Raw genomic sequence first — 26,262 nt, 5'->3', positions numbered from 1 at the left:
TGACGGGAGCGACATGCGCCTTCTGAACGGATTGCTGGTTTCGCTGCTGGCTGGCTGTGCTACGGCGGCATCTACGCCGGTCGCGCTGCCGGGCGAGCCGGTTGCCGATGGAGTGGCCGTCATGCGCGGCGTGTTCGTGGCCGGTACGCAACCTGATGGCAATACCGTGCTGTTGCGCGGTTCCAACGGAATCGTGGTGGTCGACAGCGGACGCCATGCGGCGCATGCGGCACGCATCATCGACGCGGCGCACGCCAGTGGCCTGCCCGTGGCGGCGATCGTCAACACGCATTGGCACCTGGATCACGTCGCCGGCAATGTCGCGTTGCGTGCGGCTTTCCCGACGGTCGAAGTCCATGCAAGCAACGCCATCAACGATGCCTTGTCGGGGTTCCTCGCTGATTACCGCAAGCAGCTGGAGGCCCTCATCGCTCGCCCCGATGCCACGCCGGAAAACGTCGCCGCATGGCTGGCGGAACTCGCGCGCATCGATGCCGGCGCGCAGCTGCGCCCAACGCATCCGGTCACCGAGACGCAGGACCGTTTGCTCGCGGGCCGGCGCGTGCATGCCGGGCTCGAAGACAACGCGGTCAGCGGCGGGGACGTGTGGCTGTACGACCAGTCCACCCGAACGCTCGTCGCCGGCGATCTTGTCACCTTGCCGGTGCCGCTGTTCGACACCGCCTGCAGCGAAGGCTGGCAGCAGGCGTTGGAACGGCTGGACGCGATCGGCTTCGCAGGCCTGGTGCCCGGCCACGGCGCACCGATGGATCACGTACAGTTCCGCGTGTATCGCAACGGCTTCGATCGCCTGCTTGCCTGCGCGGCGAGTGACGCGCCGGCGGATGCGTGCAAGGCCGGCTGGCTTCGAGACGCCGCGATCCTGATTCCGCAACAGGACACGGCGCTGGCCAGCTCGCTGCTCGACTACTACATCCGGCAGGTATTGCGCGCGTCGCCGGAACGTCGCGCGCGCTACTGCCGTAAAGGAAAAGCTTCGTGACGAATGCAAGAAGCCAATCACTGCACGCCATCTTCTACATGCTGGCCGCGGTGCTGCTGTTCTGCCTCATGGATGCGGGGCTGAAGACGTTGTCCGTGCATTACCCGCCGTTCCAGGTGTCGGCGATCCGCGGGGCGTCTTCGTTGCCCCTGGTGATGGCCTGGGCATTGTGGACAGGCGGGGTGAAGCCATTGTTCCGCGTGCGCTGGTCGCTGCACCTGCTGCGCGGCGTGCTCGGGATCATGATGATGGGCGGCTTCGTCTATGCGCTGCGCACGTTGCCGCTGTCAACGGCGTATTCGATCTTCTTCGTGGCACCGCTGATGATCACCGCGCTGTCGGTGCCGTTCCTGGGCGAACGCGTGGGGCCGCGGCGCTGGATCGCCATTGCGGTTGGCCTGCTGGGCGTGATCGTCGTGCTGCGTCCCACCGGCGAAGGTGTCCTCACGCTCGCCGGGTTCGCGGTGCTGCTTGCCGCGTTCGGTTATTCGGTCTCGGCGATCACCGTCCGGATCATCGCGCGCACCGACAGCACGCAGGCATTGATGGTGTGGCTGCTGTTCTTCATGGCGCTCGGTGCGGGGCTCCTCGCGCTACCGGACTGGATGCCAATTCGCGCCAGCGATGCCTGGGTGATCGCAGGCATCGGCGTTGCCGGCGCGCTGGGCCAGTACGCGATCACCGAGGCTTTCCGCCTCGGTGAGGCGTCGTTGATCGCGCCGCTCGAATACACCGCGCTGGTCTGGGGCGTGCTGCTCGATGCCACGCTGTGGGGCGTGCTGCCCGATTCGGTCACCTGGCTGGGCGCCGGAATCATTGTCGCCAGCGGCCTGTACCTGCTGCGCCGCGAGCGGATCCATACCGAAGCCGAGCATCCCTGAGACGCGCAGAGGTGCCCGCAACTGCTTCACACCGACGGTTCCAGTTGCACGGGACCGGGCGTCAGGTGATCGCACCCGGAATGTCCGCCTCACCGACGGTCAACCACGTCAACCTCACCTGCGGCTCGCGGATCATCGGCGACTCCGGCTTCAACGATAAAGCCGCTGGCAGAGCCCGCACCAGAACGCGCGCCTCTGCCGGCGGCCCAGCTTCGCCCGGTATTCGAGCCGAGCGCCGTCGCGCGGGCAATGGGTTTTCGCATGCACCTGCCAGTGCTTGCGCAGCACGTACTCCTTCTTCCATTCGTAGAAGTCGAAGCTGTAGTCGCGCGCCTGCTTCACCAGTTCGCCGCGCTTGCGCGGAGTCAGCGCGCCGACCGTGCTTTCGGGATGCACGCGGATGCGGTGCAGCACTTCGTTCTTGATGATGTTGCCGCAGCCGGCGAACACGTCCTGGTCGAGCAGCACGTCGCAGACCAGTTCCTTTGGCTGCTCGCGAAGCTTGCGATGCGCCGCGCGGGGGTTCCATTCCGGCGCCATCACGTCGGCGCTCCAGTCGTAGATGGCGTCGAGGTCGCCTTCGATGTACTTGAGCGAGCAGGCGTAGAAATTCAGCTCGCCCTTCGCGAACTGCAGGCTGAGCCGCGGTGCCGTTTCGCGCCGCTCGTTGATGCGATAGCTGCCGAACAGCATGAAGTGCACGCGCATCGCGAAGCCGTCGAAGCAGACCAGGAAGTGCTTGCCCCAGCTGCGCAGGTCGCGCACGCGCTGGCCGCGCATGCGTTCCAGGTCCAGCCGGCTGTTGCCGGCGACGTTCTTGATGGTCTTGCCGATGAATCCCGCCGCCTGCTCGCGCAGGATGACGATGGACGGGCCCTCGGGCATGAGCGCCGCCCCGTCGCCGGCGTCAGCCGCTCGTGCTCGCGTTCAAGGCCGCGTTGAAGGCCGTATCGCCGCTCACCAGGTCGCGCCAGCGCACTTCCTGACCGTTGCGACGGCCCTTTTCGACCAGCTTCAGTCCATCCCCATCGATGGTGAGCGTGTAGGCCTTGTCCTCGATCACGATTTCCCGGCGGATCGGCTTGTCGAGCTTGGTGGTCATGGAAGGGGCTCCGGCATTGAAATACAGGCGCTGGCAGGCTAGCCCGCAGCCGGAAAGACTTTGTGAAATACGCATTCAGACGCGGCCCGGGGGAAGCAGGCCGCACGGCCGCCATGTGCCTGCGTATTCGTCGAAGTCGGGGCCCGGATGGCAGTGACTTGGGTGCAGGAATACGAAATCACCATGAGCCGCCAGCCGCTGTCGCGGTTGGCGCGCCCCCCTTCACCGGCCACAATAGGGACTTTCGCGCTTGCGGAGCCCCCCATGGCTGAGTTGAAGGAAGCACGCGTCCCCGATATCGGTGGATACGACGACGTGCCCGTGATCGAACTGCTGGTCGCCGTGGGCGACACGGTCAAGCCGGACCAGGGTCTGGTCACGCTGGAATCCGACAAGGCGACGATGGAAGTGCCTGCGCCGTTCGGCGGCGTGGTCCGCGAGCTCAAGGTCAAGGTCGGCGACAAGCTGTCGGAAGGCAGCGTCGTGGCGCTGATCGAACCGGCAGGCGAAGCCGCGTCTTCCGCACCTGCTGCACCGGCCGCTCCGCCACGGGCCGAACCCGCCGCCCCACAGGCCACGACGGTAGCCGCGGAAACGGCGACCAAGGTCGAGCCGGTCGCCGTCCCCGCGCAGGCCGACAAGATCGCGCAGCAGTCGATCGACAAACAGCCGGCTTCGACGTCCGCGTCCGCGACTTCCGCACCGACCGCACTCGACAGCCGTCCCGGCATCGATCCCGAGGCTTCTCCGCCGCGCACGCCGCCGGTGGCCTTCACTGCCGACGAACTGCTGCCGGAGAAAGTGCCGTATGCGAGCCCGGCGGTGCGCCTGTTCGCCCGCGAACTCGGCGTCGACCTGTCGCAGGTCACGGGCAGCGAACGCGGCGGCCGCATCAGCAAGGACGACGTTTCGAAGTTCGTGAAGTCAGTGATGACCGGCGGCGGCGTGGCCGCCACGGGCGCGCCGGCGGCGGGCGGCGGTGGCGGGCTCAACCTGCTGCCGTGGCCGAAGGTCGACTTTGCCAAGTTCGGCGAAATCGAGACGCGCGAGCTGTCGCGCATCCAGAAGATCTCCGGCGCGAACCTCGCGCGCAACTGGGCGATGATCCCGCACGTCACCCAGCACGACGATGCCGACATCACCGACCTGGAAGAGCTGCGCGTCGCGCTCAACAAGGAAAACGAGAAAGCCGGCATCAAGCTCACGATGCTCGCCTTCCTGATGAAGGCCTCGGTGGCCGCGCTGCAGAAGTACCCGACCTTCAATTCGTCGCTCGACGCCAGCGGCGAGAACCTCACGCTGAAAAAGTATTTCCACATCGGCTTCGCCGCCGACACGCCCAACGGCCTGGTTGTCCCGGTCGTGCGCGATTGCGACAAGAAGGGCGTGCTGCAGATCGCGCAGGAAACCGGCGAACTGGCGAAGAAGGCGCGCGACGGCAAGCTCGGGCCGGCCGACATGCAGGGCGGCTGCTTCTCGATCAGCTCGCTCGGCGGCATCGGCGGCACCAAGTTCACCCCGATCGTCAACGCGCCGGAAGTCGCGATCCTGGGCGTGTCGAAGTCCGCGATCCGGCCGGTGTGGGACGGGAAGCAGTTCGCGCCACGCCTGATCCTGCCGCTGTCGCTGAGCTACGACCATCGCGTGGTCGACGGCGCAGCGGCCGCACGCTTCACCGCGTACCTTGCGCAGCTGCTGGCCGACATGCGCAGGGTGCTGCTGTGATGATCCGCGCAGCCTTGCTCGTTGCGGCGCTGGTCTTCGCGCCGTTGGCGCATGCGGACGACGACAGCTGCAAGCTCGCGCTCGGCCGCGGCTGGCCGCCGGCGACGGAGAATTACGGCTCTGCCGTGGAGAAGCTGTTCGCGGGCGACCAACAGCCCGCGTGGAGCTTCACCCTGCTGCCGAAGATGGGCGCGGAAAGCGGTGTTCTGCTGATCGCCAATCCCGATGGGGGCTACTGGACGCTGCGCCGCGCGGTCGCCGATCAGCGCGTGCATTACTGGAGCGCGGCCAAGCTCGAATTGCGCACGCAGCAGGCGCCGGAGATCGACGAGGCAAGCATTCCCGCCGAAGTTGCGACGCGTTTCATCGAGGACTGGCGCAACGTGTTGTCGGCCGCCGCACCCGAAGGCAGCGCCGCGCCCTTCAGCGAGAACGACACCTGGCTGTTTGTCGCCGGCGACATGCGTGTCAGCGGACTGGAGCCGACCTGCGAGCTCGGCAAGCTCATGCGCGAGCAGATCGACCTGCTGATCGAAGCGAGCGACGAAGGCGACGAGAAGCGCGCCAAGCGCTGGCGTCAGCTCGGCGAGTCGCTCGATCGCATGCGCGACGCCCTCGGCACCGCCGCTGCGACGGCGACGCAGTAATTCCTTTCGCGCAGCCGCACCTGCGGCCGCGTGCCATGCATTGAGCAGCACGTACTGACGTACTCGTATTGGAGCGGAAGCGGCCATGGCCAACACCATCGAACTGAAGGTTCCCGACATCGGCGGTTACGACGACGTGCCGGTGATCGAACTGCTGGTCGCCGTTGGCGACACGGTGAAGAAGGACCAGGGGCTGGTCACGCTCGAATCCGACAAGGCGACGATGGAAGTGCCGGCTGCCGCGGCAGGCAAGATCGTCGAACTGAAGGTGAAGGTTGGCGACAAGCTGTCGGAAGGCAGCGTGGTGGCGATCCTCGAAACCGAGGATGCATCCACTGGCGATGCTTCTTCTAAGACGCCTGCTGCAGGCGCTCCGCAAGCTGCTGCGCCCACGGGCGCTGCGGCTGCGCAAACCGCATCGGCGGCCCCGTCTGCGCCCACGCCAGCTGCTCCCGCCACCAAGGCTCCGCAGCCCGCCACTGGCACCGGCCGCAAGGCCGACGTCGAATGCCGCATGCTCGTGCTCGGCGCAGGCCCCGGCGGCTACACGGCCGCGTTCCGGTCCGCCGACCTCGGCCTCGACACCGTGCTGGTCGAGCGATATGCCTCGCTCGGCGGCGTCTGCCTCAACGTCGGCTGCATTCCGTCGAAGGCGCTGCTGCACGCGGCCGCCGTCGTCGATGAAGCGGCGCACGCGAGCGACTACGGCATCGACTTCGGCACGCCGAAGATCACCCTCGACAAGCTGCGCGACTACAAGAACAAGGTCGTCGGCCAGCTGACCAAGGGCCTTACCGGCATGGCGAAGCAGCGCAAGGTGCGCGTGCTTGAAGGTGTGGGTAAATTCGTTTCGCCGAACGAAATCGAAGTCGAAGGCAAGAACGGCAAGCAGCTGGTCCGCTTCGAGCAGTGCATCATCGCCGCGGGTTCGCAGGCGGTGAAGCTGCCGGGCTTCCCGTGGGACGACAAGCGCGTGATGGATTCCACCGACGCGCTCGATCTCGCCGACATTCCGAAGAAACTGCTGGTCGTCGGCGGCGGCATCATCGGCCTGGAAATGGCCACCGTGTACCGGGCGCTGGGCAGCGAAGTGACGGTCGTGGAATTCATGGACCAGCTGATGCCGGGCGCCGACCTGGACCTGGTCAAGCCGCTCGCCGATCGCCTGAAGAAACAGGGCGTCGTTGTGCACCTGCGCACGAAGGCCGCGGGTACCGAAGTACAGAAGAACGGGATCAAGGTCTCGTTCGAAAGCGCCGACGCCGGCAAACCGGCCTCGATCGAGGCGCAGGCATTCGATCGCGTGCTCGTCGCTGTGGGCCGTTCGCCGAATGGGGGCAAGGTCGACGCCGCGAAGGCCGGCGTGAACGTCACCGATCGTGGCTTCATTCCCGTCGACCGGCAGATGCGCACCAACGTGCCGCACATCTTCGCGATCGGCGACCTCGTCGGTAATCCGATGCTCGCGCACAAGGCGACGCACGAGGGCAAGCTCGCGGCCGAAGTGGCGGCGGGCGAGAAGAAGGAGTGGGTCGCGCGCGTGATCCCGTCGGTGGCCTACACCGATCCGGAAATCGCGTGGGTCGGCGTCACCGAAACCGAAGCGAAGGCGAAGGGCCTGAAGGTCGGCGTAGGCAAGTTCCCGTGGGCCGCATCGGGTCGCGCGATCGGCATCGGTCGCACCGAAGGCTTCACCAAGCTCGTCTTTGACGAGGCCACGCATCGCATCATCGGCGGCGGCATCGTCGGCGTGCATGCGGGCGATCTCATCGCGGAGATCGCGCTGGCGATCGAGATGGGCTGCGAAGTGCACGACATCGGCCACACCATCCATCCGCATCCGACGCTGAGCGAATCGGTCGGCATGGCGGCGGAGGTGTACGACGGCACGATCACCGATCTGTACATCCCGAAGAAGAAGTAAGCGCTTTAGATACGCGTTTACAGCGCGCCAATGAAATGGCGGCGGTCGTTGTTCAAGCCGCGATCGTTATTCGATCGCGCGACGTGATCGACTGCACGCGCAGGCCGCCCATGCGCTTCCAGGGCTTCTCGTGGAAGTGGAAGGCGATCGCGTTGCACACAGGTTCGACCAGCGCCAGCGTGCCGCCGATCAACGCGCTGCCGGTCATCAGATAGCCGACTGCAAATGCGACGCTGAAGTGGACGATGGCGAAGCCGAAAGCCTTGGCCATGGAAGCCTCCCGGATGAGTGGCGTCCATCATCTGGACACGCGCCGATCGGGTCCAACCGATCGTTCCGTTCACTCCGATAGGCCAGGCGTATTCGGCACTGCCTGGACAGCCACGCCACAAAAGACGAAGCCCCGGCCTCGGAACCGGGGCTTCGCGGGCCCGCCCTAGCGACGAGGAAACGGCGGGCCTGTGAAGTCGGACCGGGCGATTCCGCAAAGGTTCCGGGCCAACACCAGTGGCCGGCCCGGAGGCAAGCACGCGTCGAAAACCGGCCGGAAATCGGCCCCGAATTGACCGCCGCGTCCAAAATCCGGAGCACTTCAAGGTTGCCCCGGAAAATTGCCCCCTGCTATACTTTTGCGGCTTCGCGGGGCCCTTTTCGCCCCTGCTTCCCGCCCACTCCCGGAACTCGCGCGTGCTGAACTCCATCGCTGCGGGCCGGCGGCTGGCGCTGCGGACCATAGCCTTCCAGGCCGCGGTCACGCTGGTGGCAGCGCTGGTCGCCCTGCTGTATGGCCGAGGCGCTGCGCTGGGGGTGTTGTCGGGAGGGGGAATCCTCGCACTGGGCAGCCTGCTGGCCGCCTGGAAGGGATTGGCGGGAGGCGTGGCATCCGCCGGAGGAGCGCTGTGGCGCCTGCTGGTGGCGCTGGCGTTGAAGTGGATGGTGGTCGTGGCGGGTTTCTACCTCGCGATCGCCGTGTGGCACCTGCCGCCGCTGGCGGTGATCGCGGGCGCAGTCATCGCAGCGCTGGCGGTCGTGGCAAACATGAGTTGGCAAGCGCGCGGCTGATCGCGACGCAACAATGGACCTGAGGAAGAGTGCGTGAGTGCTGAATCGAGCTCGAGCGGTGGTCTGACCGAATACATCGTCCATCACCTGACGCACAACGTCGTGCAGGTCGGTGGTCATTCGCTCCACCTCGACTCGTGGGTGGTTGCGCTCGTGGTCGGCCTGCTCGGCTGCTTCCTGCTGTGGACGCAGGCGCGCAAGGCGACCGCCGGCGTGCCGTCGAAGCCGCAGGCGTTCGTCGAAATGGTCGTCGAATTCGTCGACAGCCAGGTCAAGGACACGTTCCACGGCGACCGCCGCTTCATCGCGCCGCTCGCGCTCACCATCTTCGTCTGGGTGTTCTTCATGAACGCCATGGACCTGCTGCCGCTCGACCTCGTCAGCGCAGGCGTACAGAACATTGCCGGCGCCGAAACCGCGCACCATACCTACATGCGCATGGTCCCGACCGCCGACGTCAACACGACGTTCGCGATGTCGATCACCGTGTTCCTGCTGATCATCTTTTATTCGATCAAGGCCAAGGGCGGCTGGGGCTTCACCAAGGAGCTGTTCACCGCGCCGTTCCACGCGCACGGCACCGTTGCGAAGATCATCCTCGCGCTCCCGAACCTGTTCCTCAACCTCGTCGAGTACCTGTCCAAGCCGGTCAGTCTCGGCATGCGACTGTTCGGCAACATGTACGCGGGCGAGCTCGTGTTCATGCTGATCGCCGGCCTGTTCGCCTCATGGGTCACCTTCGTGCCCGGCGTGATCTTCAACTCGGTGTGGGCGATCTTCCACATCCTGATCATCCTGCTGCAGGCCTTCATCTTCATGGTGCTGACCGTCGTGTACCTCGCGATGGCGCACGAGCATCACTGATCAGCACCACGATTTCGTTTCCGCTTCACTTCCTTACTTTCCACGCACTGTTCTAACCCGGAGATACACCATGGAATTCATCGCCAACGTCCAGGGCCTCACCGCCGTCGCCATCGGCATCATCGTCGGCCTGGGTGCCCTCGGCGCCGCGCTCGGCATCGGCATCATGGGCTCGAAGTTCCTCGAGTCGGCTGCCCGCCAGCCGGAACTCGTGCCGATGCTGCAGGGCCGCATGTTCCTGCTCGCCGGCCTGATCGACGCGGCGTTCCTGATCGGCGTCGGCGTGGCGATGATGTTCGCGTTCGCCAACCCGCTGCTGGCCGCGCTGCAGAACGCCACCGGCGCCTGATCGCTGCAAGCGCACAGGATGCGGGCGTTCGCGCCCGTGTCGTTGCAGGTGCCGCGGCATAACGCCGCGGCTCCGTTCGATACGCAGGGCAAGACATGAATCCGAATATCACCTTGCTGGGCCAGATGATCTCGTTCGCGATCCTCATCTGGTTTACCGTCAAGTTCATCTGGCCGCCCCTGACCAAGGCGATCGAGGAGCGTCAGCAGAAGATCGCTGAAGGCCTCGCCGCGGCGGACTACAGCCAGCGTGCGCTGGCGCAGGCGCAGGAAAAGGTCAACGACGAGCTGAAACTCGCGCGGACCAAGGCCAACGAGATCATCGAACAGGCCCACCAGCGCGCCAACCAGATCATCGACCAGGCCAAGAACGACGCCATCGCCGAAGCCACGCGCCAGAAGGCCGTCGCCGAAGCGGAGATCGTCGCTGCCGCCAACCGTGCCAAGGAAGACCTGCGCAAGCAGGTGTCCGCGCTGGCCGTGACCGGTGCCGAGAAGCTGCTGCGCCGTGAGATCGACGCCAACGCCCACAAGGCGCTGCTCGACGAACTCGCCGCCGAGATCTGAGACCGATGAGCCAGGCCCTCACCCTCGCACGTCCTTATGCCCGCGCCGCCTTCGGCATTGCGCGGGACGCCGGCGACTATGCATCGTGGTCGAACGCGCTGGCCTTCGCCGCGCGCGTGGCCGCCGATCCGCAGGTTGTCGACCTGCTCGGCAGCCCGAAGCTGACCCATGCCGATGCCGTTTCGCTGCTCGCGATCGACGGCGCCGGCGAGCAGGTGCGCCGCTTCCTCGCCCTGCTCGCCGACAACCGCCGCCTCGCGCTGCTGCCGGAAATCGCCGGCCTGTTCGAGGAGCTGCGGACCGAGGCCGAGCGCGTGGTCAAGGCGCGCGTGACCTCGGCGACGGCGCTGGGTGATGCCGACCTCGCAGGCATCAAGGCCGCACTGAAAAAGCGCTTCGGCCGCGAAGTCGAGATCGAAACCGCAGTCGATGCTTCACTGATCGGCGGCGCCGTGATCGATGCGGGCGACGTGGTGATCGATGGCTCGCTCAAGGGCAAGCTCGGCCGCCTGCAGTCTGCACTCGCAAGTTAATTTGAAATCGTAGGGTGGGCTCCAGCCCACCATCACGTGCGGTGGGCTCGCGCTCACCCTACATCGGGAAACAAAGATGGCTACCACGCAGCTCAACCCGTCCGAAATCAGCGAACTGATCAAGACCCGCATCGAGAAGGTCAAGCTGGCCGCCGAAGCGCGCAACGAAGGCACCGTCACCTCGGTGTCCGACGGCATTGTGCGCATCCACGGCCTTGCCGACGTGATGCAGGGCGAAATGATCGAACTGCCGAACGCGACCTTCGCGCTCGCGCTGAACCTGGAGCGCGACTCGGTCGGCGCCGTGGTCCTGGGCGACTACGAGCACCTGCGCGAAGGCGACGTCGCCAAGACCACCGGCCGCATCCTCGAAGTGCCGACCGGCCCGGAACTGCTCGGCCGCGTCGTCAACGCGCTGGGCGAAGCCATCGACGGCAAGGGCCCGATCGAAGCGAAGACCTCGGCCCCGGTCGAAACGATTGCCCCGGGCGTGATCTGGCGCAAGTCGGTCGACCAGCCGGTGCAGACCGGTTACAAGTCGGTCGACTCGATGATCCCGATCGGCCGTGGCCAGCGCGAGCTGATCATCGGCGACCGCCAGACCGGCAAGACCGCGCTGGCGATCGACGCGATCATCAACCAGAAGCACTCCGGCATTAAGTGCATCTACGTCGCGATCGGCCAGAAGAACTCGACGATTGCCAATATCGTGCGCAAGCTCGAAGAGCACGGCGCGATGGCGTACACCACCGTCGTCGCCGCGTCGGCGTCCGAATCGGCCGCGATGCAGTACATCGCGGCCTACTCGGGCTGCACCATGGGCGAGTACTTCCGCGACCGCGGCGAAGACGCGCTGATCATCTACGACGACCTGTCCAAGCAGGCCGTGGCCTACCGCCAGATCTCGCTGCTGCTGCGCCGTCCGCCGGGCCGCGAAGCGTATCCGGGCGACGTGTTCTACCTGCACTCCCGCCTGCTCGAGCGCGCCGCGCGCGTGTCCGAGGCGTATGTCGAGAAGTTCACCAACGGTGCGGTGAACGGCAAGACCGGTTCGCTGACCGCGCTGCCGATCATCGAAACGCAGGCCGGCGACGTGTCCGCGTTCGTGCCGACCAACGTGATCTCGATCACCGACGGCCAGATCTTCCTGGAAACCGACCTGTTCAACGCCGGCATCCGCCCGGCCGTGAACGCCGGTATCTCGGTGTCGCGCGTCGGTGGCGCCGCCCAGACCAAGATCATCAAGAAGCTCTCGGGCGGCATCCGCATCGCGCTCGCCCAGTACCGTGAGCTGGCTGCGTTCGCGCAGTTCGCTTCCGACCTCGACGAAGCCACTCGCAAGCAGCTCGAGCGCGGCCAGCGCGTCACCGAGCTGATGAAGCAGAAGCAGTACGCGCCGATGTCGATCGCCGAGCAGGCGCTGTCGATCTACGCGGTCGACAAGGGCTACATGGATGACGTGCCGGTCAACAAGATCGGTGCGTTCGAAGCCGCGCTGCACGCGCACTTCGCCAACACCCAGGGCGAGCTGCTGAAGAAGATCGCGACTACCGGCGACTGGAACGACGAAATCGAAGGCACCTTCAAGAAGGGCATCGAAGAGTTCAAGGCGACGGGCACCTGGTAAGCATCAAGCCCGTCATTCCCGCGCAGGCGGGAATCCCGGGACTTTGAACCTCAAGACGCTGGATCCCCGCTTTCGCGGGGATGACAAGCAAAGAGAAGAGAAATGGCAGGCGGACGCGAAATCAAAACCAAGATCAAGAGCGTGCAGAACACCCGCAAGGTGACGCGCGCGCTCGAGATGGTCTCGGCCTCCAAGATCCGCAAGGCGCAGGATCGGATGAAGGCGTCGCGCCCGTATGCGCGCGCGATGAAGCAGGTGATCGGCCACCTCGCCCAGGCGAATACCGAATACCGCCATCCGTACCTGGTCGAGCGCAAGGAAACGAAGCGCGTCGGCTACATCATCGTGTCGTCCGACCGCGGCCTGGCCGGCGGCCTCAACAACAACCTGTTCCGCAAGCTGCTTGGCGAAATCCGCCAGTGGATGGCGCAGGGCGTTGAAGTCGATGTCGTCACCATCGGCCAGAAGGCGTCGGTGTTCTTCCGCCGCATCAAGGTCGAGATGCTCGCCTCGGTCACCCACCTCGGCGACGTTCCGCACCTGGAGCAGCTGGTCGGCGTGATCAAGGTGATGCTGGACGCCTACAGCAGCGGCAAGGTCGACAAGGTCTTCCTGACCTACAACGACTTCGTCAACACGATGACCCAGCGCGCGACGTTCGACCAGTTGCTGCCGCTGCCCGCGCCGGAAACGCAGGTCGCGCACCACGACTGGGACTACATCTACGAACCCGATGCGCAGGCCGTGCTCGAACACGTGCTCACGCGCTACATCGAATCGCTGGTGTACCAGGCGGTGCTGGAAAACCTCGCTTCGGAACATGCCGCGCGCATGGTCGCGATGAAGTCGGCGTCGGACAACGCCACCAAGCTGATCGGCACGCTGCAACTGGTCTACAACAAGGCCCGCCAGGCGGCGATTACCCAGGAAATCTCCGAAATCGTCGGCGGCGCGGCTGCGGTCTGACGCGACGCCACCAACAGTTATCAAGAGTTATCAAGAGGCTATGGCAATGAACCAGGGCAAGATCGTTCAGATCATCGGCGCGGTCGTCGACGTCGAGTTCCCGCGCGAGAGCGTGCCGAAGGTGTACGACGCACTGAAGGTGCAGAACACCGAGATCACGCTGGAAGTGCAGCAGCAGCTCGGCGACGGCGTCGTGCGCACGATCGCGCTCGGTTCCACCGACGGCCTCAAGCGCAACCTGATCGCCGACAACACCGGCAAGGGCATCTCGGTGCCGGTCGGCGTCGGCACGCTCGGCCGCATCATGGACGTGCTCGGCCGCCCGATCGACGAAGCCGGTCCGGTCGAGCACAAGGACGCGTGGGAAATCCACCGCTCCGCACCGTCGTACGAAGAGCAGTCCTCGGGCAACGACCTGCTCGAAACCGGCATCAAGGTCATCGACCTGATGTGCCCGTTCGCGAAGGGCGGCAAGGTCGGCCTGTTCGGTGGCGCCGGCGTCGGCAAGACCGTCAACATGATGGAACTGATCAACAACATCGCGAAGGCGCACGCGGGCCTGTCCGTGTTCGCCGGCGTGGGCGAGCGTACCCGCGAGGGCAACGACTTCTACCACGAGATGAAGGACTCCAACGTCCTCGACAAGGTGGCGATGGTGTACGGCCAGATGAACGAGCCGCCGGGCAACCGCCTGCGCGTCGCGCTCACCGGCCTGACCATGGCCGAGTACTTCCGCGACGAGAAGGACGCGTCCGGCAAGGGCAAGGACGTGCTGCTGTTCGTCGACAACATCTACCGCTACACGCTGGCCGGTACCGAAGTGTCGGCGCTGCTGGGCCGCATGCCGTCGGCGGTGGGCTACCAGCCCACGCTCGCCGAAGAAATGGGCGTGCTGCAGGAGCGCATCACCTCGACCAAGACCGGTTCGATCACCTCGATCCAGGCCGTGTACGTGCCCGCGGACGACCTGACCGATCCGTCGCCGGCGACCACCTTCGCCCACCTGGACGCCACCGTCGTGTTGTCGCGAAACATCGCGTCGCTGGGCATCTACCCGGCGGTCGACCCGCTCGACTCGACCTCGCGCCAGCTCGACCCGAACGTGATCGGCAACGAGCACTACGACACCGCGCGCCGCGTGCAGTCGACGCTGCAGAAGTACAAGGAACTGAAGGACATCATCGCGATCCTGGGCATGGACGAGCTGTCGGAAGAGGACAAGCTGGCCGTGGCCCGCGCGCGCAAGATCGAGCGCTTCTTCTCGCAGCCCTTCCACGTCGCCGAAGTGTTCACCGGCTCGCCGGGCAAGTACGTGTCGCTGAAGGACACGATCCGCGGCTTCAAGGGCATCGTCGACGGCGAATACGACCACCTGCCGGAGCAGGCGTTCTACATGGTCGGCTCGATCGAGGAAGCGGTCGAGAAGGCCAAGAAGATCGCGGCGTAAAGCAATGACGCAGGCTGGGCTCAAGCCCACCTCGCGGAAACATCGCAGGAGGGCTCCCGCCCGCCCTGCGAAGGCGTCAGGGCAACACGAAAGGCGGGCTTGATCCCGCCCTACGAAACGAGAGACACATGACCACCTTCCGTTGCGACATCGTCAGCGCCGAAGACGAAATCTTCCACGGTGAAGCCGAACTCCTGGTGGCGACCGGCGAACTGGGCGAACTCGGCATCGCGCCGCGCCACGCCCCGCTGATCACGCGCCTGAAGCCGGGCAAGGTCGTGGTGACCCTGCCGGGCGGCGAGCAGCTCGACTTCGCGGTTTCCGGCGGCATCCTCGAAGTGCAGCCGCAGGTCGTGACCGTGCTGGCCGACACTGCGATCCGTGCGCAGGACATCGACGAAGCCGCGGTGCGCAAGGCGAAGGAAGAAGCCGAACGCGTCCTCGCCCACAAGGATCCCAAGATGAGCGTCGAGGAAGCGCAGACGCAGCTCGCGATGAGCCTGGTGCAGCTGCAGGCGCTGGAGCGCCTGCGCAAGAACATGAAGCACTGATTGCGCTTCCATCACGCATCGTCACAGACAGACGCCGGCCTCGTGCCGGCGGTTTCTTTTCCTGCAGGTGAGTTGTTCCGCCGCCGTCATTGGTTCGAACGGAGGCGCAGAAGGCATTTGAACGCGCGACGCGCTTGTCGTGCGGCGCAACTCAGCGGCGATACACCCAATGCCGCGACACCAGGAAACTCACGCAGGCCAGTGCAATTTCCACCAGTGGCTTTGAGAGCCATGCCCACCGCAGCCCGGCGACATCTTCAATGGTGCCGATCGACCACGTGCTGATCCCGGTCATGCACAACCAGAGCAGCAGGAAACGACGAAGCTGCCGCGGCCCCAGCACGGACGTGTCGTCGGCAAAGGTGAAGCGGCCATTGAGCCAGAAGCCCAGCGTCGCACCGCTCACGCGTCCGGCAACGTTGGCGACTTCCACCGGCAGCCCGAGATGGCTAAGCGCCACCATCACGCCCCAGTCGACGACGTACTGGAGCAGGCCAATGGCGAGGTAGTAACGTCCCTGGCGCAGCAGGCTCATTGCGTTGTTCCTGCCGGAATGTGCCACCACTCGAGATCGCCTTCGATTGCCTTGCGTTCGGCATGCAGTGCACTCAACGCGGCGCGCTGCGGCACGGTCTCTTTGCCGGGAAGAAGCAGCACATCCGTAACGCCGGCCTTACGGAGCAATGCGATCCACGCGGCGCCACTAGGATCGGCATCCGCGAATCGCCCGGCCTGCTGCAGCGTGCGGTCGTAACCCGAGATGCTGCGGCCACGCACGCCCAGTTCGGCCACATAAGGCCGATCCGGATCGAGCGCCAGTACGTTGCCATGCGCGGTGTTGCGGATCGCGGCGATCAGATTGCGCTCCGGCACATGGGCGCGGAACAGCGGCGCGTCGCGGCCTGCTTCCATGATCGTCATCTTCACCATTCCGATCCGCAGCAGCCAGAAGCTGTTGGCCTGGAACGCGAGATTCAGCACGCACACGCCAATCACCAGCCACGCAGCCCTGCGCGGATCGAAGCGGAACGCCGTGAGTGCCAGCACCGGTATCAGCAGCACCAACGCGGGGAACAGATAGCGCAAGTATTGCAACGGAATGAGCGGAAGCACGAGCAATATCGTCGCGACAATCGCGACCGCACGCGCGCGTCGCTGCGCGAACGCGAGCAGCCACGCGCCCGCCAGGGCGACCAGCACGAAGCCGCCACCACCCGCGAACGCCTCAAGATAGCGCTCGGTGTGGAAGGTCAGATTCCAGGGTAGCGCTGCATCGAAGCCACCGTGCCAGCGCGGATCGTCGAAATTGACCGGATCGTAATAGGGCGACTGGAACAGCCCATTGAACAGCGGCAGGAACGGATTGCGCGCGACCCATGCGGCATAGGCATAACTCGATCCCGCGATCATCAACGCCACCAACACCGCGCCCAACGATGCCAGCGGGGAGGGCAGTCGACGGCGTTGTTCCCAGATCGCCCACGCAAGCAGGACCAACGCGAATGCAGCCGACGCCAGCTTCAGGGCAAGCAGACCGCCAACGAGCACGGCGCCGGGCCAAAGCCTTCGCGAAGGCCCTGCGTCGCGCGACGCGAGGATCGTCCACACCACCCACACCAATAGCGCGGCCGCCGGCGCTTCGGTCTGCATGCCTCCCGCGAGACCCGCGGTGAGTGGCAGGCTCGCGTACAACGCGACCGAAAACCAGGCCACCCGAGGCGTCCCCCCGAGCATCGTGGCGATCCGCCATACCCCCGCGGCGGTCAGCACGATCCACAACGCGTTCAAGCTGCCGCGTGCTTCCGCGCCCGCGAGCAGCTGCGGTACCGCCTGCAGCACATCGGCCGCCCACGGTGCCATCGACCAGATGTGCAGCTGCGGCGCGAGCGGATAGTGATGCTCGCCCATCAGCTGCCACGGCAGGCGCAGGTGATAGACGACGTCATCCGCCTGCATGGTTGGAATCCAGCAGCCCGTACTCGCCAGTCCCAGTGCCAGCACCGCAAAAGCAGCGATCCTCGGCGAGCCTTCCACGGCCGCACGCCACTGCGTGGCCGCATCACGCGCGCTGTGTGCCACCGGTCGCCAGCGCCATGCGATCAATGCAACGATCGTCGCCAGGTACACCCAGCGGTAATGGACCGGCAGCGGCAGCAGCCACCCCAGCATGCCCGCGACGAGCATCAGTCCACAGGCGATTTGCGCGGCAAGTGGCGCGCTGCGATCCAGCAGACCACCCAGCGACAGTACCGCCAGCACAAACAGGACGGTCGCCGCCGTCGGCAGCGGACCTGCGAAGAACGCGAGCGCCAGCGACCACGCGATGCCGAGCCCGCTGGCAAGCGGCCAGCGCAGCAGGCGTCGCAACACGGTCGCCACCGCAAGACTCAGCGCGGCCAGCACCAGCAGTTCGATGAACCGCCCTTCGTTCCATTGCATGTCCAGGCGATGGATGACCAGCCCGGCCACACACAGCGGCGCGCCCAGCCAGAGCAGGCCACGCTGCCAGTAGTGGGTGGCGGGGACATCGGCGTCGTGCCCGGCCTTGGCAACGGAGTTGCTGATCATCGCGGCATGCTATCAGTGCACCTTAAAATGCAGCCACGTCCCTCAGCACGGAAATCCCATGCCGGCACCCCTGCACGTCATCATCCTCGCCGCGGGCGAAGGCAAGCGCATGAAGTCGAGCCTGCCCAAGGTCCTGCAACGGATCGCCGGCAGGCCGATGCTCGCGCACGTGATCGAAAGTGCGCGCGCGCTGGCGCCAGCAGGCATCCACCTGGTGTATGGCCACGGGGGTGAAGCGGTGCGCGCCGCGTTCAACGACCAGCCCGACCTGATGTGGGCCGAGCAGGCGCAGCAGCGCGGCACCGGGCACGCCGTGCAGCAGGCGATACCGAACGTGCCCGCCGACGCGCGCGTGCTGGTGCTCTACGGCGACGTCCCGCTGATCACGCCGGAGACATTGCAACGCCTGCTCGCCGCGCCGGGCCGCATCGCCGTGCTCGTCGCCGATCTCGATGATCCGACCGGCTACGGCCGCGTGCTGCGCGATCCCGAAGGCCGCGTCGGCCGCATCGTCGAGCACAAGGACGCCGACGAAGACCAGCGCGAGATCAGGACCGTCAACACCGGGATCATCGTCGCCGATGGCGAACCGCTGCGCCGTTGGCTCGAACATCTGCGCAACGACAACGCGCAGGGCGAGTTCTACCTGACCGACGTGTTCGCTTCGGCCGCCAGCGAATTCGACGCGGCCGAGATGGTGCATGTCATTGATCCGATCGAGACCGAAGGCGCGAACGATGCCTGGCAGCTCGCGCAGCTCGAACGCGCCTTCCAGAAGCGGCTCGCGCGCGCCTTGTGCCTGCGCGGCGCGCGTGTGGCCGATCCGGCGCGCATCGATATCCGTGGCGAGGTCAACGTCGGCATGGATGTCGAAATCGACGCGGACGTTGTGTTAGAAGGCAAGGTCAACCTCGCCGATGGCGTGCGCATCGGTCCGTTCTGCCGCCTCAAGGATGTGACGCTTGGGCCGGGCACCGAAGTGCGCGCACATTGCGACCTCGATGGTGTCGTGGTCGAAGGCGCCGCGCAGATTGGGCCCTTTGCGCGCCTGCGTCCCGGCACCGTGCTCGCCGATGGCGTGCACGTGGGCAACTTCGTCGAAACCAAGAACGCGAAGATCGGCGTGGCCAGCAAGGCCAATCACCTGACGTACCTCGGCGACACCGTGATCGGCAGCCGCGTGAATGTCGGCGCCGGCACGATTACCTGCAACTACGATGGCGTGAACAAGTTCACCACCACGATCGAGGACGGCGCGTTCATCGGCTCGAATTCGTCGCTGGTCGCGCCCGTCACCGTGGGCCGCAACGCGACGATCGGCGCGGGCTCGGTGGTCACCAAGGATGCGCCGGCGGACAAGCTCACCGTCGCCCGTGGCCGGCAGGTGGCGATTGAAGGCTGGCAGCGGCCGGTGAAGAAGCCGAAGTAACGGAGTCGTTAGTCACGCGGCCGAGACGCTCGCAGCCGGCACGCGTACTCCGCATTGTTCCGAGGGTAGCGCAGTGAAGTCGAAGGACGCCCTGGCGTCTGCAGCATCACCGGTCCGTCGACTTCGCGCCTGTGGCGCCACGCACAGGATGAGCGGATTTTTGTTTCGTTACACCGGCGACCAGCGACTTACACCGGCAACACCAGCGACACGCACAACCCGCCGCCTTCGCGATTGAGCAGCGCAATGCGGCCACCGTGCGCTTCGGCAATCTCACGTGCGAGCGCCAGGCCCAGCCCGGTGCCGTGCCGCTTCGTCGAATAGAACGGCAGTAGCGCGTTCGCGAGCACCGCATCGTTCATGCCGCTGCCACGATCGAGCACGTCGACGCGCCAGGCTTCAGGCAGGCGCCGCAGCGACAGCGTCACGGTGTCCGGCGTCGATCCGGATTCATGCGCGTTCTTGAGCAGGTTGATCAGCGCCTGCTCGAGCTGCGCGACGTCGATGCGCGCGATGGCGTCGGGCGACTCGGGTCCGTCGTAGACGAATTCCACCTGCGCGCGCAGCTGCGAGACGAAGCGCGGCCACGGAATCGATTCCAGGCGTGGCGAGGGAAGCTTGGCGAAGCGCGCATAGTCGCGGATGAAGCCTTCCAGGTGGCGCGCGCGATCCTCGATCGTGGCAAGCGCCGTAGGCAGGCGCTCGAGTTGGCCGCGACGCAGCAGTTCCGCACCGGAATGTGCCAGCGAGGCGATCGGCGCCAGTGAGTTGTTCAACTCGTGGCTGATCACGCGGATCACCTTCTTCCAGGTCTGCACTTCCTGCCGGCGCAGCTCGGCGGTGAGCTGGCGCAGCAGCACCAGTTCGTGGCGGCGGCCGTTGAGGCGGAACTGGCGACGCGAGAGGTGGTAGATGTCCTCGTTGTCGTTGTCGCCGACCGTGAACATGCCGTCGCCGCCGCGTTCGAGCGCTTCACGCAGGGCTTCCGGCGCGGCCTGGAGCAGGTCGTCGAAGCTCTGGCCCTCCAACTTCCTGCCTTCGCCCAGCAGTTTCCGCGCGGCGATGTTGCCCAGCACGATGCGGTGCGAGGGATCGACGAGCAGCATCGCCACCGGCGTGTTCTGCACCATGGTGTCGAGCAGGAGCTCGCGTTGCACGAGCGCGAGGCGCTGTTCGCGCAACGCATCGCCGAGGCGGTTGTGGCTGGCGACGAGTTCTCCGAGGTCGCCGCCGCCTTCCCACGACAGGCCGAAGGCGAAATCGCCGTCGCGGTAACTCGCCACGGTGCCCGCGAGCGCGCGGAACAGCGAATTCATCGGCGCGAAGGCGCGGCGCACGTGGTAGACGAGCAGTGGCAGCAAGACTGCAATTACCACGCCGCCGCTGATCCATGCGTTGCCGATCCAGCGCGACAACAGCAGCGCGAGCGCGGCGGCAGCCGCCATGTAGAGCAGCGCGAGCGCGCTGAACTGGATGCTCAGCGGAATGCGCTGGCGCAGCTTAGCCACGGAAGGCTCCGTGGTGCGTGCGTGTGCAATCCATGCGGACTCGCTCGGCAAACGTCGTTCCCGTTCCGTCAGCGCTGCTCCCGTGCGGTGTGCTTTTAGTCGTCGCGAAGCGTCCACCGCGCATGCGCAGGGCTGCAAATGCGTTGCGCTGACCGAACGTCATGGCCGGTCGATGCCCAATCGTTCCAGGCGCCGATAGAGCGCCTGGCGGGAGAGCCCAAGATCGCTTGCGGCCTGGGCCACCACGCCGCCCGCGCGCGCCAGCGCGGCCTCGATCGTCGCGCGATCGGGTTCTTCCGCCGTGTTAGAAGCCGCTGGCATCCGCGCCGGTGCCGCAGGCAACCCGAGGTCCGCAACACCGATGCGTTCGCCGCGCGCAAGCAGCGAAGCGCGCTGGATCGTGTTGCGCAGCTCGCGCACGTTGCCCGGCCATGCGTGCGCGAGTAGGGCGTGTTCGGCATTGCCATCGAGCTGTTTGCCTGTTGGCAGGAAGTGGCGCGCGAGCGGCAGGATGTCGTCGACGCGCTGCGCCAGCGGTGGCAGCCGCACTTCGATCGCGTTGAGACGGTAGTAGAGGTCCTCGCGGAACTGGCCGGCGGCGATCAGCGCCGAGAGGTCGGCGTTGGTTGCGCTGATCACGCGCACCTTCACCGAGCGCTCGCGATTGCCGCCGAGGCGTTCGAAGCGGCCGGTTTCGAGCACGCGCAGCAGTTTCACCTGCCCGGCCAGTGGCAGCGTGCCGATTTCGTCGAGGAACAAGGTGCCGCCATCGGCGGCTTCGAACTTGCCTTCGCGTGCGCGGTTCGCGCCGGTGTAGGCGCCGGCCTCGGCGCCGAACAATTCGGCCTCGATGAGTTCGCCCGGCAACGCGCCGCAGTTAAGCGCGACGAAGGGACCGTTCTTCACTGACGAATTCGCGTGGATGATCTCGGCGTACTTCTCCTTGCCCGCGCCGTTCGGCCCGGTGATCAGCACCGGAAGCTCGGAACGCGCGACCTGGCAAGCCAGCGAAAGCGCGGCTTCGCTGGCGGAGTCGGCATACACGATGCCGCGCAGGTCGAACTCGCGTTCGAGCGCATCGCGGCGGCGGCGTTCGCTCTTGCGGTGCCGCGCGAGTTCCTGCCGTGCCTGCGACAGTTCGAGCAGGTTGTTCACTGTGGCGAGCAGCTTGCGGTCGTCCCACGGCTTGGCGAGGTAGTCCGCGGCGCCGGCCTTGACGAGATCGACAGCCGATTCCAGGTGTGTCCATGCGGTCAGCAGGATCACCGGCAGGTCCGGGTACGCGGCGCGGATCTTCGCGAACAGCTCGACGCCTTCCTCGCCCGACGTGGTGTCGGCGTGGAAGTTCATGTCCTGCACCACCAGGTCGAAGGACTCGCGCGAGAGCAGAGCGAGTCCGTCGTCCGGTGTGGTGACGGAACGGGTGTCGATGTCGTGCAGGGAAAACAGGGTTTCCAGCGCGGTGGCGACCGATGGGTTGTCGTCGATGACTAGGATCGTGGGCATGCGCTTTTATACCCGTTCCCTGCGTGTGGCTGCACCGCGGCGAGGGCTCATCCGATGTTCTTCGCCACGTTGCTTTTGGTGTCGCGTCGGTGCGGGGCAGGGCAGCCGTTCGCGTCGACGCCGGTCCAGCGCTGCAGCGCATCCATCGATGCAAGCTCGATGGCCAATGTTGCGACAGGCGCGGCGCCGGGACGGCTCATCGCCGCCGCGAACGCCACGCCGAACACAAGGCAGGCCACGTATCGACTGGACCGATCCATGAAAGCCTCAGACGCTGCGCGTCGCCACCGCAGGCGGCACCGCCGCCGCGCGCCGTGCCGGGCCGAGCACCGACACCTGCCCGAGCGCCCACAGCACCACCGCGCCGATCGGCAGGTACAGCGCCGGCAGGCGCGGCAGTTCGTACGAGCTCATGAGCATCTGGTTGATCCCGAACGCACCGATCATGCCGATCACGATGCCCAGTGTCGCGAGCAGGAAGTTCTCAGTCTGGAAGTAACGCAGTATCTGTCCACGCGTTGCACCCAGCGCACGCCGCACGCCGATCTGCTTGGTGCGCTGCTGCACCCAGAAGCTGGCGAGGCCTACGATGCCGAGCGCCGTCACCACCAGCAGCGCGACGATCACCGCCACCAGCAGCCACGCCATGCTGCGGTCCTGTGCGTAGTACTTGGTGATCACGTCGGTGAAGGGATCCTGCCGCAGCACGATGCGACGGGTGCTGTTGCGTTCAAGCGCGGCGATAGCAGCCTTCTGGACCTCGGCGCGGCGAGCCGGATCGGTGCGCAGGACGAAGCGGCCGAAGGTCATGTTCTTGGTGGGCAACAGGATCGAATAGCCTTCCTCGCCCGCGCCGCCGTTGTCGTTGGGACGGATCAGCCGATCCACCACGCCGACTACGCGATGCGGGATGTTGTCCGCGTTCCAGCTGTAGACGTTCTTGCCGACCGCGCTTTCGCCGGGGAACAGCTTCCTGGCGACCTCGCGCGTGAGGATCACCGCCGGAATCGACAGCTTGGAGCCAGGCTTGCTGAGCTCTTCCCAATCCACATACTCGTCCGGCGTAAAGTCGCGCCCTTCGACGATGCGCAGGCCGAGGTTCTCGACCAGGTTCTCGCCGAGATACACCGCACTGTTGAGGTTCGGCATCGGCTGGTCGGGCTGCAGGCTGACCGAGCTGTTCCACGATGAGTTGTCGAACGGCACGTGGTTGAGGCTGGTCGCCGCCTTGACACCGGGCAGCGCGCGTAGTGCGGCGATGTCCTGCTTCACCAGCGCATCGGCGTTCTCGTTCTCGCCGATGCCGGCGAGATTGATGCGCACCAGTTCCGTGTCCGCCATGCCGGTGGGTCGCTGCATGCGTTCCAGGCGCTGGGTGATGAGGAAGACGGCGTTGCAGATGATCGCGCACGACAGCGCGATCTCGAGCACGATCAGCGCCGCGGCGGTCTTGTGCCGGCGGAGCGTGGAAAGGATGGGGCGGATGTCCATGGGAATCTCCGTAATTGGCTGGTTGCGACCGGCCGTCACTGGCTCTTGAGCTGGATGGCGGGTGCGATCTGCATCGCGCGCCATGCAGGCAGGAGGCCGGCGAGAACGCTGCTCACGAGCGCGAGGACGAACGTGGTCAGCAGCATCGTCACGTCGAGATGCGCGAGTTCGGCATAACCGGCGGGCTGCTGGCGTACGGCCCACAGACCCAGCAGGGCGAGACCGAGCCCCGCGATGCCGCCGGCGATGCCGATCGTGCCGGCTTCGACCAGGTACTGCGAGAAGATCTCGCGACGCGAGGCCCCCAGTGCGCGACGGACACCAATCTCCGACGAGCGCCGCATGAACTTCGCCAGCAGCAGGCCGACCGTGTTGAGCAGGCACACCATCAGGAAGCCGAAGGCCAGCCACATCTGCAGGCGCACGTCGCCGGGGACCGCGTTCTGGTCGTCGAGCCACTCCATGACGCTGTGCAGGCGCACGTTGGCCGGACGCTCGAAGCGGCCGGCGGCGCGTTGCTGGCTGACATAGTTCTCCAGGTACTGGCGGTAGGCCTTGACCTTGTCGGCGCTGCCGAGCTCCACCCAGTACTGCAGCCACACGCACGGCGCGTTGACGCCGTAGGTGCCTTCCTCGTCGCTGCCCGTGTCGTCCCAGCAGTCCACGTTGCCCTGTGTATTGAGCTTGAGCACGCGTGAGGTGTGGAACGGCACGAACACCTGCTCGACTTCCGAGAAGCGGTCGTTGGTGAGGTCGTAGAACTTCGGCGTTGGGCGCCATTCGTCCAGCACGCCGACGATACGGAAACTGTGGTTGGCCGCGAGCAAGGTCTTGCCCACGCTGTTGCCGCCACCGAACAGCTTCTCGTTGAGCGCACTGGAGATAACCACGACCTTCGCCCGCGCTTCGTCATCCGCCGGATTCCAGGCCGAGCCGTAGCGAAACGGCACGTCGAACATCGGGAAGAAGTCCGCCGTGGTGTAGCGCGCGTCCACCGAGAACGGCTGCAGCTTGCCGTCGGCCGCTTCCACTGGAACGTTGCCGCCGGTCATGACAGCCTGGCGATCGCCACGCTTGTCGCGCAGCAGCGCTTCGGCATCGAAACGGCTCATCTGCTCCGCGGGATCGTCGCCGGGCGTGAAGCCGCGCATCGAGCGCGGATCCATGCGCGGGTAGAACAGCTTGTCGCTCTTCTGCGGAATCGGGTCGCCGGAGAGGATATGGAACACCGTCAGCGTGGTCATGCTCGCGCCGATGCCCAGCGCGATCGCCAGCACCATCAGCGCGGTGAGCACCTTGTTGCGCCCGAAACTGCGCAGCGCGAGGTTGAAGTAGTAGCCGATCATGATCGCGGCCTCAGTTGGATTCGAGGGTGGAAGCCAGGTTGCGCGCACGCAGCAGGCTCGATTCGACCGAGATGTCGGTCGCCATGCCATCGACGATGTGCACGTTGCGCTGCGCCCGCGCGGCCAGTTCCGGATCGTGGGTCACCATCACGATGGTGGTGCCGGCGGCGTTGATTTCCTCGAGCAGCTCCATCACCCCGCGGGCCATCTGCGAATCCAGGTTGCCGGTCGGTTCGTCGGCGAGCAGCAGGCGCGGTGTGCCGGCGAGCGCGCGCGCGATCGCCGCGCGCTGCTGCTGGCCGCCGGAGAGTTCGGCCGGGTAATGCTTCATGCGTGAACCCAGGCCGACCTGCGACAAAGCCTGTTCGATGCGCTGCCTGCGCTCGGCCGCATTGAAGCCGCGATAGCGCAACGGCACGTCGACGTTGTCGAACAGGTTGAGATCGGGAATCAGGTTGAAGCTCTGGAAGATGAAACCGATCTTCTGGTTGCGCAGCTTCGAGCGCGCGTCGTCGGACAGCCCGCGGACATCGACGCCGTCGAGCGTGTAGGTGCCGCCGGTGAACTCTTCGAGCAGCCCCGCGATGTTGAGGAACGTCGTCTTGCCCGAGCCCGAGGGGCCGGTGACGGCGACGAATTCGCCATCGCGCACATGCAGGTCCAGCGAACGCAGCGCGTGGGTTTCGACGAGTTCGGTGCGGTAGACCTTGGTGACGGCTTGCATCTGCAGCATGGCGGTGGCCCTTTCTGTTGTCGTTATCAGTTGATTGTTGGAACTTCTGCGCGGTGGCGCTAGCTCGTCATTCCCGCGAAGGCGGGAGTCCAGTGACTTTGTTTTTGCGATTGCTTTTGGGAGAGAGAGTCCTAAGCAACGTCCGTGGACTCCCGCCTGCGCGGGAATGACGAGCAACAGCTCAGCGCACGCGAAAGGAAGTCAGTTCGGCTCCAGCGACATAATTCCGGCGGAAACCATCACGCTTCGGCGAAATCACGAACGGGTTGTTCGCGGCCCCCGGCGTCGCGATGAATTCCACCAAGCCCAGCGACATGCGCTCGGACAGGCGCAGCGGCATGGCATCGGCCAGGTCCACTGCGGACCAGTTGCGCGGGAAGTCGTGTGACGGATAGAGCGCGTCGGAGCGCACGGTTTCGAAGTACATGCCCATG

27 protein-coding genes are annotated in these 26,262 nt (G+C 65.8%); 15 read left to right on the top strand and 12 right to left on the bottom strand.

Features of this window, described 5'->3' with window-relative positions; translation table 11 throughout:
- The first annotated feature begins 13 nt into the window (after positions 1 to 13).
- Positions 14 to 1,003, top strand: a complete 990-nt coding sequence (locus tag ASD14_RS11995) for an MBL fold metallo-hydrolase (RefSeq protein WP_056133983.1) — start codon at positions 14 to 16, stop codon at positions 1,001 to 1,003.
- Positions 1,000 to 1,884, top strand: a complete 885-nt coding sequence (locus tag ASD14_RS11990) for a DMT family transporter (RefSeq protein ID WP_200947062.1) — start codon at positions 1,000 to 1,002, stop codon at positions 1,882 to 1,884. The genes ASD14_RS11995 and ASD14_RS11990 overlap by 4 nt, the downstream gene beginning before the upstream one ends.
- Before the next feature lie 150 nt (positions 1,885 to 2,034).
- Here the strand turns inward: ASD14_RS11990 and ASD14_RS11985 are convergent, their stop codons facing one another.
- Positions 2,035 to 2,769 carry a DNA-formamidopyrimidine glycosylase family protein gene (locus ASD14_RS11985; protein ID WP_056133978.1) on the bottom strand — a complete coding sequence of 245 codons (735 nt, stop codon included), beginning with the start codon at positions 2,767 to 2,769 and terminating at the stop codon, positions 2,035 to 2,037.
- 22 nt (positions 2,770 to 2,791) lie between these two features.
- Positions 2,792 to 2,986 carry a hypothetical protein gene (locus ASD14_RS11980; protein WP_056133974.1) on the bottom strand — a complete coding sequence of 65 codons (195 nt, stop codon included), beginning with the start codon at positions 2,984 to 2,986 and terminating at the stop codon, positions 2,792 to 2,794.
- A gap of 264 nt (positions 2,987 to 3,250) precedes the next feature.
- Between ASD14_RS11980 and ASD14_RS11975 the strand changes: the two genes are divergently transcribed.
- The 3 genes from ASD14_RS11975 (at position 3,251) to lpdA (ending at position 7,282) form a co-directional block, all read left to right on the top strand.
- On the top strand, positions 3,251 to 4,711 hold the full coding sequence (locus ASD14_RS11975; RefSeq protein WP_082538950.1) for a dihydrolipoyllysine-residue acetyltransferase: 1,461 nt from the start codon (positions 3,251 to 3,253) through the stop codon (positions 4,709 to 4,711).
- Complete coding sequence (locus ASD14_RS11970; protein WP_056133971.1) at positions 4,711 to 5,358, top strand: hypothetical protein; 648 nt, start codon at positions 4,711 to 4,713, stop codon at positions 5,356 to 5,358. Before ASD14_RS11975 ends, ASD14_RS11970 begins: the two co-directional genes overlap by 1 nt.
- An 85-nt stretch (positions 5,359 to 5,443) precedes the next feature.
- The gene (gene lpdA, locus ASD14_RS11965; RefSeq protein WP_056133968.1) at positions 5,444 to 7,282 is read left to right on the top strand and encodes a dihydrolipoyl dehydrogenase; all 1,839 of its coding nucleotides are present in this window, start codon (positions 5,444 to 5,446) and stop codon (positions 7,280 to 7,282) included.
- A gap of 52 nt (positions 7,283 to 7,334) precedes the next feature.
- Here the strand turns inward: lpdA and ASD14_RS11960 are convergent, their stop codons facing one another.
- Entirely contained in the window at positions 7,335 to 7,553 is a 219-nt protein-coding gene (locus tag ASD14_RS11960; RefSeq protein ID WP_056133965.1) for a DUF2061 domain-containing protein, read from the bottom strand.
- 416 nt (positions 7,554 to 7,969) lie between these two features.
- Between ASD14_RS11960 and ASD14_RS11955 the strand changes: the two genes are divergently transcribed.
- From ASD14_RS11955 to ASD14_RS11915, 9 genes are all read left to right on the top strand, one after another.
- Positions 7,970 to 8,344, top strand: coding sequence for a hypothetical protein (locus tag ASD14_RS11955; RefSeq protein WP_056133962.1), 375 nt, complete (start codon positions 7,970 to 7,972; stop codon positions 8,342 to 8,344).
- A gap of 33 nt (positions 8,345 to 8,377) precedes the next feature.
- On the top strand, positions 8,378 to 9,208 hold the full coding sequence (gene atpB, locus ASD14_RS11950) for a F0F1 ATP synthase subunit A (protein ID WP_056133959.1): 831 nt from the start codon (positions 8,378 to 8,380) through the stop codon (positions 9,206 to 9,208).
- A 70-nt stretch (positions 9,209 to 9,278) separates the two neighbouring features.
- Positions 9,279 to 9,557 (top strand): F0F1 ATP synthase subunit C, encoded by a 279-nt coding sequence (atpE, locus tag ASD14_RS11945; protein WP_056133956.1) that lies wholly within the window; start codon positions 9,279 to 9,281, stop codon positions 9,555 to 9,557.
- A 95-nt stretch (positions 9,558 to 9,652) separates the two neighbouring features.
- Positions 9,653 to 10,123 (top strand): F0F1 ATP synthase subunit B, encoded by a 471-nt coding sequence (locus tag ASD14_RS11940; RefSeq protein ID WP_056133953.1) that lies wholly within the window; start codon positions 9,653 to 9,655, stop codon positions 10,121 to 10,123.
- 5 nt (positions 10,124 to 10,128) lie between these two features.
- Positions 10,129 to 10,656 (top strand): F0F1 ATP synthase subunit delta, encoded by a 528-nt coding sequence (locus ASD14_RS11935; protein ID WP_056133950.1) that lies wholly within the window; start codon positions 10,129 to 10,131, stop codon positions 10,654 to 10,656.
- Between the two features lie 76 nt (positions 10,657 to 10,732).
- Positions 10,733 to 12,283, top strand: coding sequence for a F0F1 ATP synthase subunit alpha (gene atpA / locus ASD14_RS11930; RefSeq protein WP_056133947.1), 1,551 nt, complete (start codon positions 10,733 to 10,735; stop codon positions 12,281 to 12,283).
- A gap of 102 nt (positions 12,284 to 12,385) precedes the next feature.
- Positions 12,386 to 13,249: a F0F1 ATP synthase subunit gamma gene (gene atpG, locus ASD14_RS11925; RefSeq protein ID WP_056133942.1), complete on the top strand. Its 864-nt coding sequence runs from the start codon at positions 12,386 to 12,388 to the stop codon at positions 13,247 to 13,249.
- 46 nt (positions 13,250 to 13,295) lie between these two features.
- On the top strand, positions 13,296 to 14,696 hold the full coding sequence (atpD, locus tag ASD14_RS11920; protein ID WP_056133939.1) for a F0F1 ATP synthase subunit beta: 1,401 nt from the start codon (positions 13,296 to 13,298) through the stop codon (positions 14,694 to 14,696).
- Positions 14,697 to 14,824: 128 nt separating this feature from the next.
- A complete protein-coding gene (locus ASD14_RS11915) occupies positions 14,825 to 15,247 on the top strand; it encodes a F0F1 ATP synthase subunit epsilon (RefSeq protein ID WP_056133936.1) in 423 nt (140 codons plus the stop codon).
- A gap of 151 nt (positions 15,248 to 15,398) precedes the next feature.
- Here the strand turns inward: ASD14_RS11915 and ASD14_RS11910 are convergent, their stop codons facing one another.
- Together ASD14_RS11910 and ASD14_RS11905 are read right to left on the bottom strand one after the other, a co-directional pair.
- Positions 15,399 to 15,782, bottom strand: coding sequence for a GtrA family protein (locus ASD14_RS11910; RefSeq protein ID WP_056133932.1), 384 nt, complete (start codon positions 15,780 to 15,782; stop codon positions 15,399 to 15,401).
- Positions 15,779 to 17,815, bottom strand: coding sequence for a glycosyltransferase family 39 protein (locus ASD14_RS11905; protein ID WP_056133927.1), 2,037 nt, complete (start codon positions 17,813 to 17,815; stop codon positions 15,779 to 15,781). Before ASD14_RS11905 ends, ASD14_RS11910 begins: the two co-directional genes overlap by 4 nt.
- 58 nt (positions 17,816 to 17,873) lie before the next feature.
- Between ASD14_RS11905 and glmU the strand changes: the two genes are divergently transcribed.
- Positions 17,874 to 19,244, top strand: a complete 1,371-nt coding sequence (glmU, locus tag ASD14_RS11900) for a bifunctional UDP-N-acetylglucosamine diphosphorylase/glucosamine-1-phosphate N-acetyltransferase GlmU (protein WP_056133923.1) — start codon at positions 17,874 to 17,876, stop codon at positions 19,242 to 19,244.
- A 188-nt stretch (positions 19,245 to 19,432) separates the two neighbouring features.
- Here the strand turns inward: glmU and ASD14_RS11895 are convergent, their stop codons facing one another.
- The 7 genes from ASD14_RS11895 to ASD14_RS11865 form a co-directional block, all read right to left on the bottom strand.
- Complete coding sequence (locus ASD14_RS11895; RefSeq protein WP_056134444.1) at positions 19,433 to 20,689, bottom strand: ATP-binding protein; 1,257 nt, start codon at positions 20,687 to 20,689, stop codon at positions 19,433 to 19,435.
- A 222-nt stretch (positions 20,690 to 20,911) separates the two neighbouring features.
- Complete coding sequence (locus ASD14_RS11890) at positions 20,912 to 22,258, bottom strand: sigma-54 dependent transcriptional regulator (protein WP_056133922.1); 1,347 nt, start codon at positions 22,256 to 22,258, stop codon at positions 20,912 to 20,914.
- A gap of 47 nt (positions 22,259 to 22,305) precedes the next feature.
- Positions 22,306 to 22,497, bottom strand: coding sequence for a hypothetical protein (locus tag ASD14_RS11885; RefSeq protein WP_235565400.1), 192 nt, complete (start codon positions 22,495 to 22,497; stop codon positions 22,306 to 22,308).
- Positions 22,498 to 22,525: 28 nt separating this feature from the next.
- Entirely contained in the window at positions 22,526 to 23,749 is a 1,224-nt protein-coding gene (locus ASD14_RS11880) for an FtsX-like permease family protein (RefSeq protein WP_056133917.1), read from the bottom strand.
- A 35-nt stretch (positions 23,750 to 23,784) separates the two neighbouring features.
- Positions 23,785 to 25,095, bottom strand: coding sequence for an ABC transporter permease (locus tag ASD14_RS11875; RefSeq protein ID WP_056133915.1), 1,311 nt, complete (start codon positions 25,093 to 25,095; stop codon positions 23,785 to 23,787).
- A gap of 10 nt (positions 25,096 to 25,105) precedes the next feature.
- The gene (locus ASD14_RS11870; protein WP_056133911.1) at positions 25,106 to 25,828 is read right to left on the bottom strand and encodes an ABC transporter ATP-binding protein; all 723 of its coding nucleotides are present in this window, start codon (positions 25,826 to 25,828) and stop codon (positions 25,106 to 25,108) included.
- 181 nt (positions 25,829 to 26,009) lie between these two features.
- Positions 26,010 to 26,261 (bottom strand): hypothetical protein, encoded by a 252-nt coding sequence (locus ASD14_RS11865; RefSeq protein ID WP_157475332.1) that lies wholly within the window; start codon positions 26,259 to 26,261, stop codon positions 26,010 to 26,012.
- Position 26,262 lies beyond the last annotated feature (1 nt).

The sequence above is a fragment of the Lysobacter sp. Root494 genome (assembly GCF_001427225.1).
GTDB lineage: Bacteria > Pseudomonadota > Gammaproteobacteria > Xanthomonadales > Xanthomonadaceae > Agrilutibacter.
Note: the sequence above shows the minus strand (reverse complement) of the source record. Positions and strands in the feature narration are given on the sequence as shown.